At 60.6% G+C, this 18,981-nt stretch carries 15 protein-coding genes; all 15 read left to right on the forward strand.

All coding sequences use genetic code 11. The features are described from left to right. Nucleotides 1-80 precede the first annotated feature (80 nt). The 15 genes from BLT26_RS04180 to BLT26_RS04250 all read left to right on the forward strand — a co-directional run bounded on the left by BLT26_RS04180 (nt 81) and on the right by BLT26_RS04250 (nt 18,949). Entirely contained in the window at nt 81-2,855 is a 2,775-nt protein-coding gene (locus BLT26_RS04180) for a valine--tRNA ligase (RefSeq protein WP_091509029.1), read from the forward strand. 413 nt (nt 2,856-3,268) lie between these two features. Beyond that, nucleotides 3,269-3,703 (forward strand): NADH-quinone oxidoreductase subunit A, encoded by a 435-nt coding sequence (locus tag BLT26_RS04185; protein ID WP_245720587.1) that lies wholly within the window; start codon nt 3,269-3,271, stop codon nt 3,701-3,703. 9 nt (nt 3,704-3,712) lie between these two features. Continuing rightward, nucleotides 3,713-4,369, forward strand: a complete 657-nt coding sequence (locus BLT26_RS04190) for an NADH-quinone oxidoreductase subunit B (protein ID WP_091510902.1) — start codon at nt 3,713-3,715, stop codon at nt 4,367-4,369. A gap of 54 nt (nt 4,370-4,423) precedes the next feature. Then, nucleotides 4,424-6,229 (forward strand): NADH-quinone oxidoreductase subunit C/D, encoded by a 1,806-nt coding sequence (gene nuoC / locus BLT26_RS04195; protein ID WP_091509033.1) that lies wholly within the window; start codon nt 4,424-4,426, stop codon nt 6,227-6,229. 19 nt (nt 6,230-6,248) lie between these two features. After that, nucleotides 6,249-6,815 carry an NADH-quinone oxidoreductase subunit NuoE gene (nuoE, locus tag BLT26_RS04200; protein ID WP_091509036.1) on the forward strand — a complete coding sequence of 189 codons (567 nt, stop codon included), beginning with the start codon at nt 6,249-6,251 and terminating at the stop codon, nt 6,813-6,815. Beyond that, nucleotides 6,793-8,097, forward strand: a complete 1,305-nt coding sequence (gene nuoF / locus BLT26_RS04205) for an NADH-quinone oxidoreductase subunit NuoF (protein WP_175453017.1) — start codon at nt 6,793-6,795, stop codon at nt 8,095-8,097. The genes nuoE and nuoF overlap by 23 nt, the downstream gene beginning before the upstream one ends. Before the next feature lie 25 nt (nt 8,098-8,122). Next, nucleotides 8,123-10,987, forward strand: coding sequence for an NADH-quinone oxidoreductase subunit NuoG (gene nuoG / locus BLT26_RS04210; RefSeq protein ID WP_175453018.1), 2,865 nt, complete (start codon nt 8,123-8,125; stop codon nt 10,985-10,987). Next, nucleotides 10,984-11,940, forward strand: a complete 957-nt coding sequence (nuoH, locus tag BLT26_RS04215; protein ID WP_091509046.1) for an NADH-quinone oxidoreductase subunit NuoH — start codon at nt 10,984-10,986, stop codon at nt 11,938-11,940. Before nuoG ends, nuoH begins: the two co-directional genes overlap by 4 nt. Nucleotides 11,941-12,015: 75 nt before the next feature. Beyond that, nucleotides 12,016-12,534, forward strand: a complete 519-nt coding sequence (nuoI, locus tag BLT26_RS04220) for an NADH-quinone oxidoreductase subunit NuoI (protein ID WP_175453019.1) — start codon at nt 12,016-12,018, stop codon at nt 12,532-12,534. Nucleotides 12,535-12,601: 67 nt separating this feature from the next. Continuing rightward, on the forward strand, nt 12,602-13,144 hold the full coding sequence (nuoJ, locus tag BLT26_RS04225; RefSeq protein ID WP_091509050.1) for an NADH-quinone oxidoreductase subunit J: 543 nt from the start codon (nt 12,602-12,604) through the stop codon (nt 13,142-13,144). Further along, nucleotides 13,134-13,457: an NADH-quinone oxidoreductase subunit NuoK gene (gene nuoK, locus BLT26_RS04230; RefSeq protein WP_425435266.1), complete on the forward strand. Its 324-nt coding sequence runs from the start codon at nt 13,134-13,136 to the stop codon at nt 13,455-13,457. Before nuoJ ends, nuoK begins: the two co-directional genes overlap by 11 nt. Before the next feature lies 1 nt (nt 13,458). Next, complete coding sequence (nuoL, locus tag BLT26_RS04235) at nt 13,459-15,294, forward strand: NADH-quinone oxidoreductase subunit L (RefSeq protein ID WP_091509052.1); 1,836 nt, start codon at nt 13,459-13,461, stop codon at nt 15,292-15,294. Then, entirely contained in the window at nt 15,291-16,874 is a 1,584-nt protein-coding gene (gene nuoM, locus BLT26_RS04240) for an NADH-quinone oxidoreductase subunit M (RefSeq protein WP_091509057.1), read from the forward strand. Before nuoL ends, nuoM begins: the two co-directional genes overlap by 4 nt. Next, complete coding sequence (locus tag BLT26_RS04245) at nt 16,871-18,400, forward strand: NADH-quinone oxidoreductase subunit N (protein ID WP_091509060.1); 1,530 nt, start codon at nt 16,871-16,873, stop codon at nt 18,398-18,400. The genes nuoM and BLT26_RS04245 overlap by 4 nt, the downstream gene beginning before the upstream one ends. 90 nt (nt 18,401-18,490) lie before the next feature. Next, entirely contained in the window at nt 18,491-18,949 is a 459-nt protein-coding gene (locus BLT26_RS04250) for a hypothetical protein (RefSeq protein ID WP_091509068.1), read from the forward strand. The last annotated feature ends 32 nt before the right edge of the window (nt 18,950-18,981 follow it).

Below are 18,981 nucleotides of genomic sequence, written 5' to 3' on the forward strand. Positions count from 1 at the left end.
CACTATTATCCCTGTGGCCACCAGGTCTTCCGGCAACCACCGGCGCCCGCCGTCAGTCAACAGAAGGTTTCCCCTCGCGCATGGACAAGACATACCAGCCCAACGCCATCGAACAGCAGTGGTACAAGACCTGGGAGGAGAACGGCTACTTCAAGCCCTCCGGCGACACCGAAGCCGATCCCTACTGCATCATGATTCCCCCGCCGAATGTCACCGGCAGCCTGCACATGGGCCACGGTTTCCAGGAGTCCATCATGGATGCGCTGATCCGCTACCACCGCATGCAGGGGGACAACACCCTGTGGCAGGTGGGCACCGACCACGCAGGTATCGCCACCCAGATGGTGGTCGAACGCCTGCTGGCGGCCGAGGGCAAGGACCGGCATCAACTCGGGCGCGACAAGTTCATCGAGAAGGTATGGGAGTGGAAGGAGCAGTCCGGTGGCACCATTACCCGCCAGCTGCGCCGCCTGGGCGCCAGCCCGGACTGGTCCCGCGAGCGCTTCACCATGGACGACGGCTTCTACAAGGCGGTACAGGAGGTATTCATCCGCCTGTATGAGGACGGGCTGATCTATCGCGGCAAGCGGCTGGTTAACTGGGACCCGAAACTGCACACTGCTATTTCGGACCTCGAGGTGCTGAACGAGGAGGAGCAGGGCCACCTGTGGCACTTCCGTTACCCGCTCGCAGACGGCTCCGGCCACCTGGTTGTGGCCACCACCCGCCCGGAGACCATGCTCGGCGACACCGCCGTCGCGGTGCACCCCGAGGATGAGCGCTACCGCGACCTGATCGGCAAGACCATCAGGTTGCCGCTGGCTGAGCGCGACATCCCCATCATCGGCGACGACTATGTCGACCGCGAGTTTGGTACCGGCTGCGTGAAAATCACCCCGGCACACGACTTCAACGATTACGAGATGGGCCAGCGCCACGAGTTGGGGATGATCAATATCCTCGACGCGGACGCCAACCTGAACGATAACGTCCCGGAGAAATACCGCGGCATGGAGCGCTTCGCGGCGCGTCAGCAGGTAGTAGATGACCTGGACGACCTCGGCCTGCTGGAAAAGGTCGAGCCCCACACCCTCAAGGTACCGCGCGGTGACCGCTCCGGCGTCGTCATCGAGCCCTGGCTCACCGACCAGTGGTATGTCAGGACCCAGCCACTGGCAGAAGAGGCGATCAGCGCGGTCGAGGATGGCCGCGTCAACTTCGTACCGAAAAACTACGAAAACATGTACTTCTCCTGGATGCGGGACATCCAGGACTGGTGCATTTCCCGGCAACTGTGGTGGGGCCACCGTATCCCGGCCTGGTATGACGCAGACGGAAATGTCTACGTAGGCCGCAGCGAGGCAGAGGTACGCGAAAAGCACCAGCTGGCAGACGATATCGCCCTGCAGCAGGACGACGATGTGCTCGACACCTGGTTCTCATCCGGCCTGTGGACCTTCGGCACCCTCGGCTGGCCCGAGGAAACGCCGGAGCTACAGGCCTTCCATCCCACCTCCGTGCTGGTGACGGGCTTCGACATCATCTTCTTCTGGGTTGCGCGGATGATGATGCTGACCCTGTATTTCAGGAAGGAAGTGCCCTTCCACACCGTATATGTGCACGGCCTGGTACGGGACAGCCACGGCCAGAAGATGTCCAAGTCCAAGGGCAATGTACTCGACCCCATCGACCTGATCGACGGCATCGACCTGGAAAGCCTGGTGCAGAAGCGCACCACCGGCATGATGCAGCCGCACCTGCGCGACAAGATCGAGAAGCAGACGCGCAAGGAGTTCCCGGACGGCATCGCCGCCTACGGCACTGACGCGCTGCGCTACACCTACTATTCGCTTGCCTCCACTGGTCGCGATATCAAGTTTGACGTGGGCCGTATCGAGGGCTTTCGAAACTTCTGCAACAAAATCTGGAACGCCTCCCGCTATGTGCTGCAGAACTGCGAGGGCTACGACTGCGGCCAGGACAACAGCAGCGACTTCGAGCTGTCGCTGGCAGACCGCTGGATCATCTCCGAGCTCCAGCGCACCGAGCAGACGGTGCGCGAAGCGATGGACAGCTACCGCTTCGACCTGGCCTCGCAGGCTCTCTACGACTTTGTCTGGAGTGAGTACTGCAGCTGGTACCTGGAGCTCTCCAAACCGGTACTGTGGGACGACTCCGCGTCAGAGGCGGTGAAGAAAGGGACACGCCGGACACTCATCCGGGTACTGGAGACGATCCTGCGCCTGGCACACCCGCTGATGCCCTTTATCACCGAGGAAATCTGGCAGCGGGTTAAGAACCTGGCCGGCCAGAGCGGCGACACAATCATGCTGCAACCCTATCCCGAGCCGGAAGCCCACCGTATCGACAGCGACGCCGAGGCTGCCATCGCCGCACTCAAGCAGGTGATCGAGGGCGTGCGCAATATCCGTGGCGAGATGAACATCTCCCCGGCCAAGAAGATCCCGCTTATCCTCCGCGGCGGCTCCGATGCCGATCGCCAGCGACTCGACAGCGCCCGCGCCCTGCTGGCCAAGCTCGCCAGCCTGGAATCCATCAGCTGGATCAACCCGGGCGAGCCGGCCCCCGCGTCAGCGACGGCGCTGGCCGGTGATATCGAACTGCTGGTACCGATGGCCGGGCTGATTGACGTGGCCGCGGAGAGCGCGCGCCTGCAGAAGGAGATCGACAAGCTGGACAAGGAGCTGCAGCGGGTCGAGGGCAAACTGAACAACCCGAAGTTCGTCGACAAGGCGCCGGCTGAGGTCGTCGCCAAGGAACGCGGCAAGCTAGACGAAATGCAAAGTGCCCGCGCCCGACTGCAGCAGCAACTGGAGGAGATTCGCCAGCTCTGATAGCGGCTCACGCCATTGCCGGAAAAAGGGGCCTCGCGCCCCTTTTTCATTTCCCTCCGCCGGCTGCCCGCCCGGCTTTTTCCTCCCGCCCCCAGGTCTGTCGCCTAAAATCACAGAATCCCCATGAATAAGAAAGCAACATGTAAGAAGTAATCGTTCCAGCCGTTTACTGGCGCTAATCCTCTCCAGCATTTATATAACTGGCAGCGCATTAAAAAATTGCGGCACCAGACCATGCCGTTTCTTTGCGGGAAACCCAGACATAAATGATAAGGGGTCCCGGCATCCAGCGGGCAACCGCTCTGACAGCGCAAATTTCCACTTGTCTCCGAGGTTTGGCAGTGACAACCAGGTGGTTTCAGTGATGAACCGCGGGCGAGGTTGTGCCCGCCGGGATAACGGGGAGAACCAGCTTGAATCCCGCAGACCAGGCCGACCCGCAAATCTGGATGCTGCTTGTCTACGGCATCGCCGTTGTCGCACTAATCGGCATCATGCTGGGCCTGTCCTACGTGCTCGGCCAGCGACGCCGCGACAGCGCCACCGACGAACCCTATGAATGCGGCATCATATCTCAGGGCAGCGCCCGGCTCCGTATTTCGGTCTCTTACTACCTGGTTGCAATTCTTTTTATCGTCTTCGACCTCGAGGCGATCTACCTCTTCAGCTGGGCGATCGCCTTCCGGGAAACCGGGATCACCGGCTTCGTGGAAGCGACCGTCTTTATCGTGATCCTCGCCGTGGGGCTGCTCTACCTCTGGCGACTGGGGGCGCTCGAGTGGGGCAGCAAACAGCTCAGCCTGTTGCAGAAGGAGGAGACACAGCGTGCAAAGAATATCTCCGGATAGGTGGAACCCATGCGTTGGCAGCTGAGCCGGGCAGAACAGAGTGACAACCTGATCGCAGCCGACCAGGCACGATCAGATGGCGAGGTTTTTTCCGAAGAAGTCCGGAAAAACATCCTCCTCACCAAACTCGAGGACCTGGTGGCCTGGGGCCAGGCCAACTCGCTGTGGCCGTTCAATTTTGGCCTCTCGTGCTGTTACGTGGAAATGGCCACGGCCTTCACCAGTCGACACGATATTTCCCGCTTCGGCTCCGAGGTGATCCGCGCAACGCCGCGCCAGGCAGACCTGATTGTCATCTCCGGCACCGTCTTCCTGAAGATGGCACCGGTAATACAGCGACTCTATGAGCAGATGATGGAGCCGCGCTGGGTGATTTCGATGGGCTCATGCGCAAATTCCGGCGGCATGTATGACATTTACAGTGTGGTCCAGGGCGTAGACCGGTTCCTGCCGGTGGATGTGTACGTGCCCGGCTGCCCACCCCGGCCGGAGGCGTTGATGCAGGGGCTGATGCTGCTGCAGGAATCCATCAAATCCCAGCGCCGCCCGCTGAGCTGGATAATCGATGAACAGGGCCCACGCCCGGTGCCGAAACCGAGCCAGCGCGATATTCACCGGGAGGAACGCATGCGCGCAGACAAACTGCGGGCACCGGACACAGTCTGAGCGCCAGTCACTTGGTGCGAGCGCACAGGCCGGGCATAACAACAGGAAAACCCTATGAACGGTGTGATCGCAAAGAGCGTTTACCAGGCCAGCCCTTACCGGGAGGCAGCTGAGGCCTTCGTCGCCGACCTCGAGCGCGAGCACAGCCTGCACAGCTACTGGTTGCAGCCGGACTGCCCCGACCAGCCGACCCTGTGGGTGGGACAGGATAACCTGCTGCCATTCCTGCGTTTTCTCAAGTACGAGATCTCTCGTCCGTTCAGCATGCTCTACGACCTCAGCGCCATTGACGAGCGACTGAGGATAAATCGCGGTGACGGTGCCTCTGAACAGCCGCAGAGCGACTTCACCCTGGTATATCACCTGCTGTCACTGTCCCGCGACCTGTTTATCCGCGTAAAGCTGGCGTTGCCGGAGTCCCGACTCTCCGCCCCTTCCGTCACCTCCATCTGGGCCAACGCCAACTGGTACGAGCGCGAAGTATGGGACCTGTTCGGTATCGGGTTCGACGGACACCCCAACCTGCGGCGTATCATGATGCCGCAGACCTGGCAGGGCCACCCACTGCGCAAGGACCACCACGCCCGCGCGACCGAAGTGGAACCCTTCTCCCTCCCGCCCGAAAAACAGCGCCGTGAACAGGAAGCACTGTTATTCAGGCCAGAGGAGTGGGGCATGGCCCGCGCCAGCGACAGTGCCGAGTTCATGTTCCTGAACCTGGGGCCCAACCACCCGAGCGTCCATGGCGTCTTCCGGGTCGCCCTGCAGCTCGACGGCGAGAAGATCGTCGATGCAGTGCCGGATATCGGTTACCACCACCGTGGTGCGGAAAAAATGGCGGAGCGCCAGGCCTGGCACACATATATTCCCTATACCGACCGGGTCGATTACCTCGGCGGGGTCATGAATAACCTGCCCTATGTGCTGGCCCTGGAGCAACTCGCCGGCATTGATGTACCCCCGCGCGCCCAGACCATTCGTGTGATGATGTGCGAATTGTTCCGCATCGCCAGCCACCTCGTCTTCTACGGTACTTTCGCCCAGGACGTGGGACAGATGTCACCGGTTTTTTACATGTTTGCGGACCGCGAAAGGTTGTTCGGCATTGTCGAGGCCATCACCGGCGGCCGCATGCACCCCGCCTGGTTCCGGATCGGCGGAGTGGCCCAGGACCTGCCCGAGGGCTGGGAGCGGATGATCCGGGAATTCCTCGACTACATGCCCGCACGCCTGCGTGAGTATGACGGCATGGTGATCAGCAACCGTGTGTTGCAAAAGCGCACCCGCGGAATTGGAGTCTACGACCGCAATGAGGCGCTGGAGTGGGGCATTACCGGCCCCGGCCTCCGGGCCACCGGCTTCGAGTGGGACCTGCGGAAGCAGCGCCCCTATTCCGGCTACGAGCAATTCGAATTTGATATCCCCACTTTTGACGGGGGCGACTGCTTCGACCGCTGCCGGGTGCGAGTGGAAGAGATCCGCCAGAGCCTGCGTATCATCCGCCAGTGCCTGGACAATATGCCCGGCGGCGCCTACAAGTCCGACCACCGGCTGACCACGCCTCCCGTGAAGGGGCGCACCATGCGCGACATCGAGACACTCATCCAGCATTTCGTCAACAACAGCTGGGGACCGGTAATGCCCGCCGGGGAAACCTGTTTCCCGGTCGAGGCCACCAAGGGCCTGAACAGTTACCAGATCGTCAGCGACGGCGGCACCAATTCTTACCGCACCAGAATAAGAACACCATCCTTCCCGCATTTGCAGATGATACCGCTGATGTCGCGCGGCCTGATGGTGGCAGACCTTATCGCCATTATTGCCAGCATCGATTTCGTGATGGCGGATGTCGACCGATAGCGAGGGTAGGGGAAAACCGATGTCGAGTACTACTGCAGCGGACACGATTGAAGTAATGGAGCATGACGATACCTGCCCGCGCATCGGCGGGAGCAAACTTACCGCAGAAGAAAAGCGCGAAATCGATCGCGAGTTCGCCTACTACGAGGACAAGGGCTCGGTGGGACTGGAAGCCCTGCGGCTGGTGCAGAGACACCGGGGCTGGATCTCCGACGAAACCCTGTATGCCATCTCTGATTACCTGGGGATATCGCCGACCCAGCTGGAGAGCATAGCCACCTGTTACCAGATGATATTCCGCCAGCCGGTTGGCCAGGAGGTGCTGTTCCTGTGCAAAAGCTCCAGCTGCTGGATTATGGGTTGCGAGAGACTACAGCACCACCTGCAACAGAAACTACAGATCGCACCCGGCGAAACCACCAGTGACGGGATGTTCACATTGCTGGAAACGCCCTGCCTCGGCGATTGCGACAAGGCACCGGTCATGATGGTGGGCGAGGAAATGCACCGTCACCTCACAGAAGAAAAGCTCGACGAACTCATTCTGGAAAAGAAAAGCCACAATGTTGACCAATCCGCTGACTAAAAATATCGGCGCAGACAATACCGCCGCAGATATCGGCCGCTATCGGGAAAATGGCGGTTATCGCGGCTGGCGCAAAGCGCTACAGATGTCACCGGCAGACATCATTGAAATGGTACAGGAAGCAGGCCTCCGTGGCCGCGGGGGTGCCGGGTTCAACACCGGCCTGAAGTGGAGCTTTGTTCCCCAGGGCGAGGATGCGCCTGCGGTGAGGTACCTGGTCTGCAACGCAGATGAAATGGAACCGGGGACCTTCAAGGACCGGCTACTGATGGAGCGCGACCCGCACCTCCTGCTGGAGGGCATGGCCATTGCCGCGTTCGCGATCGGCGCCAGGCGTGCGTACATATTTATCCGGGGGGAATACCACCTGGCCGCCGCCCGCCTCGAAAACGCGATAGAAGAGGCACGTCGGGAACAACTGATAGGCGACAGTATCCCGGACACCGACTTCCAGCTGCACATCCACGTACACCGCAGCGCGGGCAACTATATCTGCGGCGAGGAAACTGCACTGCTGAACGCGCTCGAGGGACAACGGGCGATTCCGCGCACAAAGCCGCCCTTCCCGCAAGTCAGCGGCCTGTGGGGCAAGCCCACCGTGGTCAACAACGTGGAGACCCTCTGCAATATTCCCCACCTGCTGGACCTGGGCGTCGACTGGTACAAAAACCTGGGCCGGGCGGACGACAGCGGCACCAAGGTTTTCGGGGTCAGTGGCCGGGTCAGGAACCCCGGGGCCTGGGAACTGCCGATGGGCACTCCAATCCGGGAGATTATCGAGCAGCACGCCGGCGGCATGCGCGACGGGGTGAAGCTGCGTGGACTTCTGCCCGGCGGCGGCTCCACTGATTTCCTGGGGCCGGACCAACTGGACCTGCCCATGGACTACGACACCATTGGCAAGGCCGGGAGCCGGATGGGAACAGGCACGATTACGATACTGGACGACCATACCTGCCCGGTCGGCCTGGTGCTGAACCTGTCCCGCTTTTTCGCCCGGGAGTCCTGTGGCTGGTGCACGCCGTGTCGCGACGGCCTGCCCTGGATAGTGACGATCCTGGAGCGCATTGAGCGAGGTGACGGACAACCCGGGGACCTGGACCTGCTACGCGAACAGGCACAGCGCATGGGGCCGGGCAACACCTTCTGCGCGCTGGCGCCTGGCGCGGCCGCACCCATCCAGAGTGCGCTCAAGCTTTTTGAACAGGATTTCGTCCAGCACCTGACCCGCGGCTGCTGCCCCTATGCCCAGGAGCAGCAGCGCGTGGCACAGGCAGTTTAGGACAAGGCCAGGGGAGCCTCGACAGATGCCGAAGATCACCATAGACGGCAAGCACTACGAAGTTGACGGCGAGCAGAACCTGCTGGGCACTTGCCTCTCACTGGGGTTAAACCTGCCCTACTTCTGCTGGCACCCTGCCATGGGCTCGGTGGGTGCCTGCCGCCAGTGTGCCATCGTCGAGTACAAGGATGCCGATGACGATGACGATGACGGCAAACTGGTAATGGGCTGTATGACCCCGGTAAAGGACGGTGGAATCTATAGCATCGGTGCGGAAACGGCACGGGAGTTTCGCGGTGGCATCATTGAGGACCTGATGACCAACCATCCCCACGACTGCCCGGTGTGCGAGGAGGGGGGAGAATGCCACCTGCAGGATATGACCGAGATGTCCGGTCATACCTATCGCCGCTTCCGGGGACTCAAGCGCACGCATCGCAACCAGTACCTGGGTCCCTTTATCAATCATGAGATGAACCGCTGCATCGCCTGCTACCGCTGTGTGCGTTTTTATCGCGATTACGCCGGTGGCGACGATCTCGACGCACTGGGGCGCAACAACCAGGTCTACTTCGGACGCCAGTGCGACGGCAGGCTGGAAAGCGGCTTCAGTGGCAACCTCGTGGAAGTCTGCCCCACCGGCGTATTCACCGACCAGACCTTCAGCAGGCACTTCGTGCGCAAGTGGGACCTGCAGACGGCGCCATCGATCTGCGAGCACTGCGCGGTCGGTTGCAACACGGCCCCCGGTGCCCGCCATGACTTCAGCGGCCACGGGGAGAACCTGCGCCGGGTAGTCAACTTCTACAACCGGGATATCAACGGCTACTTCATCTGCGACCGGGGACGGTTCGGTTACGAATATGCCAACAGCGACAGGCGCATCAAGCGTGTGCTGGTCGCGCGGCGCGAGGAGATAATCGGCTCAACTGCAGGGAGAGGGGACAGGCTTCACCGCGAGGTAGAGCCACCTGCCGCGCTCGAACTGCTGGCTGGCAGTATCCTGGAGGCCCACCGGGGACAGAGGCAGCTGATAGGCATCGGCTCTCCGCGAACCTCACTCGAAAACAATTTCGCCTTGCGCCAGCTCGTGGGCGCAAGCAACTTCTACTCAGGCCTCGATGCCCGCGAGCTGGGGTTATTGCAACGGCTGGACCGCATACAGCGCGACCCACGGATTCACTCTCCCACAATCCCGGAAATTGAGAACGCTGATGCAGTCCTGGTCCTGGATGAGGATATCTCGCGTACCGCGCCGCGAATTGCGCTGGCGCTGCGCCAGGCTGCCCGGAACCGCCAGAAGGCACACGCACAGAGCCTCAAAATCCCCCTGTGGCAGGATGCTTCAGTGCGCCAGCTTCGCGGTGAGGCTTCACCAATATTTATCGTCGGCAGCCGCGCATCGTATTTCCTTGGCGATATCGCACAGGAGAACTGCCTCGCCACCCCCGCTGACACCGCCCTTTTCGCCGACCGGGTCGCCTCGCTGGTGGCGGGCAGGGACGCCGCAGAATACCCGCTACCAGATGAATTGCTCCAGTTGTCAGAGCGAGTGGCAGATACCCTGAAAAACGCCACGCGCCCGCTGGTGATTTCGGGCTGCGGCAGTCTGGATCAGGATATCCTCGCCGCCGCCGGCAAGGTGGCTGCCTGCCTGGGCGAAGCCACAGGAACGCCCTGCGCCACCTACCTGGCCTGCCCGGAGGCCAATAGCCTGGGATTGGCGCAGCTCTTTCCGGAGGAAGAGGGCAGTCTCGACCACCTGTTGCAATACCTGGCGCAGCGGCAGCCGGAGTCTCCCCCGGTATCACTACTACTGCTCGAGAACGACCTCTACCGACGGATGCCGGCGGAATCGGTTGAAACACTCTTCGACTCTGCCGCTGAGCTGATCCTGCTCGACACCTTGTTCCAGCCTTGTAGCCGGCGCGCCGACCTGGTCTTCCCTGCTGCCGCCACCCCCGAGTCGCAAGGCAGCTTCGTCAACAGTGCAGGAGCCATGCAAAGGTATTACGCCGTTTACGAGGGAGCGGGCTATATCCAGGAGAGCTGGCGCTGGCTGGTGGACGCGGTCAATGCGCCCGCCTGCCGCGAGCTGAGCAATGAGAGCCCCGCCGCCGCGCTGCGCGAGTGGGAGCACTCGCACGACGTTACTGAGGCCATTGCCCGCACTGTGCCCGGGTTAACCCGCCTGAGTGAAGTCGGTCCGGGCGAGGACTTCCGCATCGAGGGCATGAAAGTCGCACGGCAGAGCCACCGGGCCAGTGGCCGGACCGCCAACCGCGCCGACCAGCGCGTCGCGGAGCGCCCGCCCCACCAGGATCCCGACTCCCCCTTCACCTTCACCATGGAGGGGATCCAGTATGCCGGGGCATCGCCCCTGCAGGCCAATATCTGGTCTCCTGGCTGGAACTCCAATCAGGCAATACACAAATTCCAGCAAGGCATCGGCGGACGCCGCGAGGGCGGCGACGGAAATCTGGTGATGGATCGAATTGCGGGCGAAATGCCTGCGTGGGATGCACCAGCCACCGCCGCGAGCGCTTCCCCCCATCAGCCCGGTGAGTTTCGACTGGTACCGGTTTACCGGCTGTTCGGTTCAGGCGAGCTCAGTAACTACAGTCCTTCGATCGCTGAGCTTGCCGGGAAACCTCTGATCCAGGTCAGCCAGCCGGATGCATCGGCATTCAATATTGAAAGTGGTGCAATCCTGCACTTGCAACTTGAATCGGGCGAGCTCGCACTGGAGGCAGCCGTTTCGGATGAAATGGCTGTCGGGGTCCTGGGTATCCCACGGGGTCTCAAAGACGCACCGGAACTGAATTCGCTCCTGCCCGCGACCGCGTCCGTATCACGAGTCGAACAGCCGGCCCAGGAAGAGGAAATATGAGCACATCAGTCCTGCTGCAACTTGCCAATATCCTCGGTGTCCTCACTACTGCCGTACTCCTGGCGGCCCTGCTGACCTGGGGCGAGCGACGGCTACTGGGCTTCTGGCAGGACCGGCCGGGCCCCAACCGGGTCGGGCCTTTCGGCCTGTTCCAGGTTGTTGCCGACATGCTCAAGCTGTTCTTCAAGGAGGATTTTATACCCCGCTTTGCGGACAAGCCGGTTTTCGTGCTCGCACCGACAATCGTCATGGCTGCGATGCTGCTTGGCTTTGCCATAATCCCGGTGGCACCGATGGTCGGGGTAATCGACCTCAATATCGGCCTGCTGTTTTTCCTCGCGCTCTCCTCCATGGCCGTCTATAGCGTGATTCTCGGGGCCTACGCCTCTAACAACAAGTATGCGCTGCTCGGCGGCCTGCGCGCCGCCGCACAGACTGTTTCCTACGAGGTCTTCATGGGGCTCAGCCTGATGGGCGTGGTCATGATGGCGGGCAGCTTCAACCTGCGAGAGATCGTACTGGCACAGGAAGGCAGTTGGTTTATCGTGCCGCAGTTCGCCGGTTTCATGATCTTTTTCATTGCCGGTATCGCCGAGAGTCACCGTCTGCCGTTCGATCTACCCGAGGCCGAACACGAGCTCACGGCCGGTTTCCACACCGAGTATTCCGGCATGAAGTTCGGCATGTTCTTCGTCGGCGAATATCTGTCAGTCATCCTGATCTCAGCGCTGGTCACCACCCTCTTCCTCGGTGGCTGGCTGGGCCCCTGGCTGCCGCCGACAGTATGGTTTTTCCTGAAGACCGGGCTGATGGTAATGGTGTTTGTCCTGCTGCGCGCAGCGATTCCGCGCCCACGCTACGACCAGTTGATGCAGTTCGGCTGGAAAATCATGTTGCCGCTGGCGCTTGCCAACCTGCTCGGTACGGGAGCCGTTCTCCTATGGATAGGCTGACCCCAAGCGATACCCGGGCAGCGGAGTTATTCCGCCGGGAAACCAGGGCCGCAAAACCGGAGGGGGTGTAGATTAATGATCGCGAGTCAATTGCGCAGTATGTGGCTTGTTTTCCGCCATCTTTTCAGCCGCAACGTCACGGTGGAATACCCGGACGAGAAACCCTACCTGGCTCCCCGCTACCGCGGGCGCATCATCCTGACACGTGACCCTGACGGAGAGGAGCGCTGCGTTGCCTGCAACCTCTGCTCCGTGGCATGTCCACCCGACTGTATCTCGGTCCAGAAAACCGAAGACAGCGATGGACGCTGGCGGCCACAGTATTTCCGCATCAATTTCTCGCGCTGCATCATGTGCGGCCTTTGTGAGGACGCATGCCCCACTTACGCAATACAGCTTACGCCCGACTTTGAAATGTGTGAATACGACCGGCAGAACATGGTGTACGAGAAGGAGGATCTCCTTATCAGTGGACCGGGCAAGTACCACGACTACAGTTTCTACCGTGTCGCAGGCCTGGCCATTTCCGGCAAGGACAAGGGCGAGGCGATCGATGAGGCGGAGCCGGTAGACGTCAGGAGCCTGAACCTCTAGGGCAATTCCCCGACCCTGTCGCTACGGGCTCCCTGACAGGCTGTGATAACAATATTGAGGAACGGCCATGTATTCAGTTTATTTCTACCTGACCGCAGCAGTCACCATCCTCGCTACTGCACTGGTGATTGTCAGTCGCAATGCGGTTCATGCACTGCTGCACCTTATTGTTTCACTGTTGGCAGTGGCAGTGATTTTTTTCCAGCTCGGTGCCCCCCTGGCCGCGGCCCTGGAGGTGATCGTATATGCGGGTGCAATCATGGTCCTGATGGTGTTCGTGATCATGATGCTCAACCAGGGCGACGCGGCCGTGGAGCAGGAAAGCGCATGGCTACAGCCGCGAAACTGGCTGTTACCCGGCATACTGTCGGCAATACTGTTACTGCTGCTCGTGCTGATGCTTACGGGCCAGGGAAATGACATGCCAGCACCTGCCGGCGCCCCGGATACCAGCTACGTGGGCGCCAGGGAGGTGGGCATCGCACTTTTCAGCCGCTACCTCCTGGCTGTGGAACTGGCCTCGATGCTATTGCTGGCGGGCCTCGTAGGTGCATTTCACCTGGCGCGACAGGGCGTTGCCAGGGACACGGAGGTGGACCATGCCGAATGAAATGATTCTGCCCGGAGGCATGTCCCCCGGCCTGGCGCTGGCCGCCGTCCTCTTCTGCCTTGGCCTGACCGGTATGCTGGTGCGGCGCAATATCCTGTTTATGCTGATGTGTATCGAGATCTGCACCAATGCGGCGGCACTGGCGTTCGTGGTCGCGGGAGCGCAGTGGGGCAACGCAGACGGCCAGGTGATGTTTATTTTTGTCATTACCCTCGCGGCAGCAGAGGTGGCCATCGCTCTGGCCCTGGTGCTGCAGCTATACCGCCGCCGGCATACCGTAGATATCGATCAACTCAACTGGATGCGGGGCTGACATGAATGACATTATCGGTTTGATCCCGCTATTGCCCCTGCTCGGATTCCTGGTACTGGCCCTGGCCCCGCTATTCGGCAACAGGGAGTTGCCCGAGAAGGTCGTTGCCGCGATAGGCGTCAGCACGGTAGGCATCGCCGCCCTGCTCTCCTTCGCGCTCATGTTTTCGGTATTCTCCGGTGACTGGCAGGCGAGCCTGCAGGTACCGGCCTGGTCGTGGATAAGGGTCGGCGACCTGTCCCTGGATTTCGGCTTCCACGTGGATGGACTGACACAGGTGATGTTGCTGGTGGTGACCGGCGTCGGCTTCCTGATCCACCTCTACTCGGCCGGATACATGCGGGGCGACGCAGGATACCGGCGCTACTTCGCCTACCTGAACCTCTTTGTCTGCGCCATGCTGTTACTGGTGATGGCCGACAACCTTGTGCTGCTTTACCTCGGATGGGAGGGCGTGGGGCTGTGCAGTTACCTGCTGATTGGCTTCTGGTACCGCAACCCCGGCAATGGCGCAGCGGCCCGCAAGGCGTTTATCGTCACGCGCGTGGGCGACACGGCAATGGCCCTGGGACTCTTCCTGCTGTTCCGCGAGTTCGCCACGCTCGATATCGGCGCCCTCAACCGGGCCGCCGGCGCAAGCACCGATATCGGCATAGTGACCCTGGCCGCCCTGCTACTACTGGGCGGCGCGGTCGGCAAATCGGCACAACTGCCGCTCCAGACGTGGCTGCCCGATGCCATGGCCGGCCCGACACCGGTCAGCGCACTGATCCACGCCGCCACCATGGTCACGGCAGGCGTATACCTGATCGCGCGTTTGCACCCCCTGTTCTCGGTCTCGGATACGGCAATGCTCGCGGTGGGCTGGGTGGGCGCGCTGACACTGCTCTCCGCCGGATTGAGCGCCCTGGTCCAGACGGACATCAAGCGGATTCTCGCTTACTCAACGATCAGCCAGATAGGCTACATGTTCCTCGCGCTGGGGGTTGGGGCCTGGAGCGGTGCGATCTTCCACCTGATGACGCACGCCTTCTTCAAAGCGCTCCTGTTCCTTGCTGCCGGGTCGGTCATCCTCAGCCTCCACCATGAGCAGGACGTTACCGCCATGGGGGGCCTGCGCAAGAAAATCCCGCTGACCTTTGCCTGCTTCGCTATCGGTAGCGCCTGCCTCGCAGCACTGCCACTCACCTCCGGTTTTTACAGTAAGGACCAGATCCTGCTGCAGGCCTGGGAGACCTTCCAGGGCTTCAATCTCCTCTGGCTGGCCGGCATAGTCGGGGCACTGGTGACCGGCGTATACAGCTTCCGCCTGCTGTTCCTGGTATTTTTTGGCAGGGAGGGTAAGGCTTCGCAGCATTGCCGGGATGCCAACAGCCCCGTTATGAGCATCCCCCTGGTCACATTGTCGCTACTTGCGCTAAGCGGTGGCTTGCTGGCACCGCCCTTACAGGGCGTATTTCCTGCACGCGACGGTAGTCATGCACCGCTGGTGGTGGAAGGCATCGCCATTGCGATGCCCCTGCTGGGGCTGCTGACTGCCTGGCTTATGTTCTCAAAGGGCAGGAATTTACTCCGGCCGTTCAATCCCCTCGAGCGCTTCCTCTTCTCTGGCTGGGGCTTTGACTGGCTCTACGATCGTATCCTGGTACGGCCGCTGGTGTGGCTTGCCAACATTAACAGTGGCGATATTGTCGACTCGGTATACCGCGGTTCGGCCGAAGCCAGTCGCCGGCTGCATCTGCTGGCCAGCCAGACGCAAAATGGCCAGGTGCGTTGGTACCTGGGCTCGCTCGCTGCCGGCTCGATCCTGCTCCTCGCAATCCTGGTGGTCCTATGACAATTGCAGCAATGATCGCGGTCCTGTTCCTCGGCGGGTTGGCGGCATGGGCGCTGGACAAGATGCGACCCGGTGCCGGCCGCTGGGTTTCACTGGCCAGCCTGCTGTTCGCCGGTGCTCTGCTCGCACATCTTTGGGGCCTTTCCCGAGATGGCAGCGCGAATACTGCCCAGGCCTGGTGGCAAAGTATCGAGCTGAGCTGGATTCCCCGTTTTGGAATCAGCTTCTTCCTGGCCGTCGATGGCCTCGGTTTCCTGATGCTGGCGCTGACCCTGCTTACGGGACTGTTCGGCCTGGTAGTGACCTGGCGGGAAATCAGTTTCCGGCAGGGCTTCTTCTATTTCAATTACCTGTGGACTCTGGCCGGGGTGGTAGGCGTCTTCACCGCACTGGACCTGTTCCTGTTTTTTTTCTTCTGGGAAGTGATGCTGATCCCGATGCTGCTGTTGATTGCGGTCTGGGGCTATGAGGCACGGACATTTGCCGCAATAAAATTCTTTATTTTCACCCAGGCCAGCAGCCTGTTGATGTTGATCGCAGTCGTCGGCCTGGTTTACACACATTACAGCAACAGCGGTCAGGTGACTTTCAATTACCTCGATCTCCTGCAGGTCCAGCTATCACCCACTACAGGCTGGTGGCTGATGCTCGGGTTCTTTATTGCCTTCGCGGTCAAGTTACCCGCGGTGCCGCTGCATACCTGGCTGCCAGACGCGCACACCCAGGCGCCGACTGCAGGCAGTGTCCTGCTCGCAGCCATCCTCCTCAAAACCGGCGCCTATGGCTTGTTACGGTTTACGCTCCCACTGTTCCCGGAGGCTTCGGCCCAGTTTGCGCCCGTGGCGATGGCCATCGGCGCACTGAGTGTGGTTTATGGAGCGGTGCTGGCATTCGCTCAGCGGGATATGAAGCGTCTCGTCGCCTATTCCAGTGTAAGCCATATGGGTTTCGTGCTGCTGGGGATCTATGCACTCAACACCATTGCCATCCAGGGTGCCGTTATGCAAATGGTTGCTCACGGGTTGAGCACCGCCGCCCTGTTCGCCATCGTGGGATGTCTTCAGCAGAGGCTACACACCAGGGACATGGAACAGATGGGCGGACTCTGGACGGAGGTTCCCCGGCTATCGGCGATCGCTCTTTTCTTCGCGGTTGCCTCACTGGGGCTTCCGGGACTGGGCAATTTCGTCGCCGAGTTCATGGTGCTGGTGGGAAGTTTCGGGGTTGACCACTGGACGACGGCAGTGGCCGCCCTGGGCCTGGTCGGCGCCGCACTCTATGCTCTGGTGATGATGCAGCGGGCCTTCTTTGGCGAATCGCGCCGGAGTGTTTCTGCCGATGAGCAAGAACGGGTCATCGACCTGCACGTGCGGGAGACCCTCGCCTTACTGGTCCTCGCCGTATCCCTGGTATTCCTCGGCCTTAGGCCACAACCGCTGTTCGACATCGCAGCGCCCTCCGTCCAGCGCTCACTGCCGCTGAATAATGCTGCGGCCCGGGCCCCCGCAGCAATGGAAAGTGGCCGTGCCGCCACTGTAGCCCGGCGGCCGGAAACAATCCGTAAAGGTGATACACCATGACCCGAGAGGAACTATTTGCAATTCTGCCGCTACTGGTACTGACAGGTGGCATTGTCCTCCTGATGCTGCAGGTCTCCCTGCGCCGGGGGCATCGCCCCGCCCTGGCAACCACCCTGGCAGTACTGCTGGTCGCATTGTGGGCCTGTTTCACGGTAGCCGCCGACCTGCCTGCGGATGGGGCGATCAGCGCGACCATGCTTTTTCGCATTGACCATACCGCCCTCTTTTTCTGCGTCTTGCTATTGCTGGCAGCCCTCGCCACCGCTGTTCTCGGATTTCATCACCTGCTATCACGTGCCAGCAACCAGGACGGCGATGCCTATCCGGAGGAGTTCTATATCCTCCTGTTGCTGGTCATGCTCGGGGCATGCAGCCTGGTTTGTGCCAGTCACTTTGCGAGTCTTTTCCTGGGCCTCGAGCTGATGGGTCTTTCACTCTACCCACTGCTCGGCTTCTCGGTGATCGGTAGCCACTCGCCTCAGCGTGAGCAACTGCTTTCGCTTGAGTCCGGCATGAAATACCTGCTGCTCTCGGCACTTGCCACCGCTCTCACCCTGTTCGGTATCGCACTTGTCTTTGCCGCCAGTGGCGCACTTGACTTCACTGCTGCGGCTGCGACGCTGCGCGAATCTGGCCCCGGAAATAGTGTCTTCTCCGCAGGGCTGACCCTGCTGCTGGTGGGCATGGCATTCAAGCTATCCCTGGTGCCCTTCCATATCTGGACGCCCGACGTATATCAGGGCGCGCCGACACCGGTAACCGCGCTGATCGCAACCGTGAGCAAAGGCGCCGTGGTTGCCCTGGTACTGCGCCTGTTTGGCCAGGTGGATCTATTTTCCGTGCCGGTACTGTCAACCATGCTGGCTGTGATGGCCATAGCCAGTATGTTGGTAGGCAACCTGCTAGCCTTGCTGCAATCCAACGTCAAGCGCCTGCTGGCTTACTCGTCCATCGCTCATATCGGCTATCTCATGGTTGCTTTCCTGATTGGCGCGAGTGCGTTTGGCCAGGAGGCGGTCACCTACTACCTGGTGGCTTATGTCGTCACAACCATGGGCGCCTTTGCGGTGATCAGCCTCGTGGCCGATACCGCACTGAGCTCTTTGCCCGGTGGAACTGGCCCGATTAGCGACCCGAGTAACGATCCCTACCAGATCGAATTCTACCGGGGCATGTTCTGGCGGTCACCGGCCCTCGCCTGCTGTTTCGGACTCATGCTCTTGTCACTGGCCGGAATTCCCTTGACAATCGGATTTATTGGGAAATTTTACGTATTTGCGGCGGGGGTACAGGGAAATTTGTGGTATCTGCTCGCAGCAGTCGTTATCGGTAGCGCACTGGGCCTCTATTATTACCTGCGCCTGCTACTGGTAATGGTGCAATGTGAAAGCGGTTCAGAGGCGTTGGCGGCCGGTGAAGTGAATATCGCGGCCAGCGGCAAGTTACTGGTTATCGGCCTTACCGGAGCCCTGCTACTGTTTGGTATTTTCCCGCAGCTCTTGATCAACTGGGTAAATGCACTATAAAGGTACATGAGGAGAGATTTTTAAGGACGACTCCGGCGCGATGATCCGCCGCAAAATGATAACAATAGCAAGATCAACGAAGGCGAGCCTATGAAGACATTCAAACAGGCGTATGAAGTACTGAAGGACGCCGAAAAGTTCCATCTGGACATGGCCAATGTCTACCGGACCATGCTGGAGAAAGCCGAGGACAGCCGGACACAGCTGTTGCTCAAGCACATGCTCGAGCACGAACGGCGCATGGCAAAGAACCTTTCCAATTACGGGGAGGTGGCCAAGCAGAAAGTCATGAAGACCTGGCTGCAGTATACCCACGAAGAATCGGCACAGGATTTCGTGAGGAATCTCAACCTGAGCGACCCCCCGGATATCCGCGAGATCAACAACCTCGGCCGCGAAGTCGACCGCTACTTCTCCGACCTCTACCAGGCTGTATACGGCGCAATTGAGTCCGCTGAGGTAAAGGAAGTATTTGAGGACCTCAAACAGATCCAGGACAAGGAGCGAATCACACTGTCGATGGCCACCAATTCACTCTGGGATATGTAAACCGGTGTATCTAAAAAAACCCGCTGCAAGCA

Origin of the sequence: Microbulbifer yueqingensis, assembly GCF_900100355.1 — a bacterium.
Classification (GTDB): Bacteria; Pseudomonadota; Gammaproteobacteria; order Pseudomonadales; family Cellvibrionaceae; genus Microbulbifer; species Microbulbifer yueqingensis.

Coding starts and splice junctions, on each gene's coding strand:
- nuoJ (WP_091509050.1), top strand. CDS start 12,602: ATGTATTCAGTTTATTTCTACCTGACCGCAGCAGTCACCATCCTCGCT.
- nuoG (WP_175453018.1), top strand. CDS start 8,123: ATGCCGAAGATCACCATAGACGGCAAGCACTACGAAGTTGACGGCGAG.
- nuoH (WP_091509046.1), top strand. CDS start 10,984: ATGAGCACATCAGTCCTGCTGCAACTTGCCAATATCCTCGGTGTCCTC.
- nuoC (WP_091509033.1), top strand. CDS start 4,424: ATGAACGGTGTGATCGCAAAGAGCGTTTACCAGGCCAGCCCTTACCGG.
- BLT26_RS04250 (WP_091509068.1), top strand. CDS start 18,491: ATGAAGACATTCAAACAGGCGTATGAAGTACTGAAGGACGCCGAAAAG.
- nuoF (WP_175453017.1), top strand. CDS start 6,793: ATGTTGACCAATCCGCTGACTAAAAATATCGGCGCAGACAATACCGCC.
- nuoM (WP_091509057.1), top strand. CDS start 15,291: ATGACAATTGCAGCAATGATCGCGGTCCTGTTCCTCGGCGGGTTGGCG.
- nuoK (WP_425435266.1), top strand. CDS start 13,134: ATGCCGAATGAAATGATTCTGCCCGGAGGCATGTCCCCCGGCCTGGCG.
- BLT26_RS04180 (WP_091509029.1), top strand. CDS start 81: ATGGACAAGACATACCAGCCCAACGCCATCGAACAGCAGTGGTACAAG.
- nuoE (WP_091509036.1), top strand. CDS start 6,249: ATGTCGAGTACTACTGCAGCGGACACGATTGAAGTAATGGAGCATGAC.
- nuoL (WP_091509052.1), top strand. CDS start 13,459: ATGAATGACATTATCGGTTTGATCCCGCTATTGCCCCTGCTCGGATTC.
- BLT26_RS04245 (WP_091509060.1), top strand. CDS start 16,871: ATGACCCGAGAGGAACTATTTGCAATTCTGCCGCTACTGGTACTGACA.
- BLT26_RS04190 (WP_091510902.1), top strand. CDS start 3,713: ATGCGTTGGCAGCTGAGCCGGGCAGAACAGAGTGACAACCTGATCGCA.
- nuoI (WP_175453019.1), top strand. CDS start 12,016: ATGATCGCGAGTCAATTGCGCAGTATGTGGCTTGTTTTCCGCCATCTT.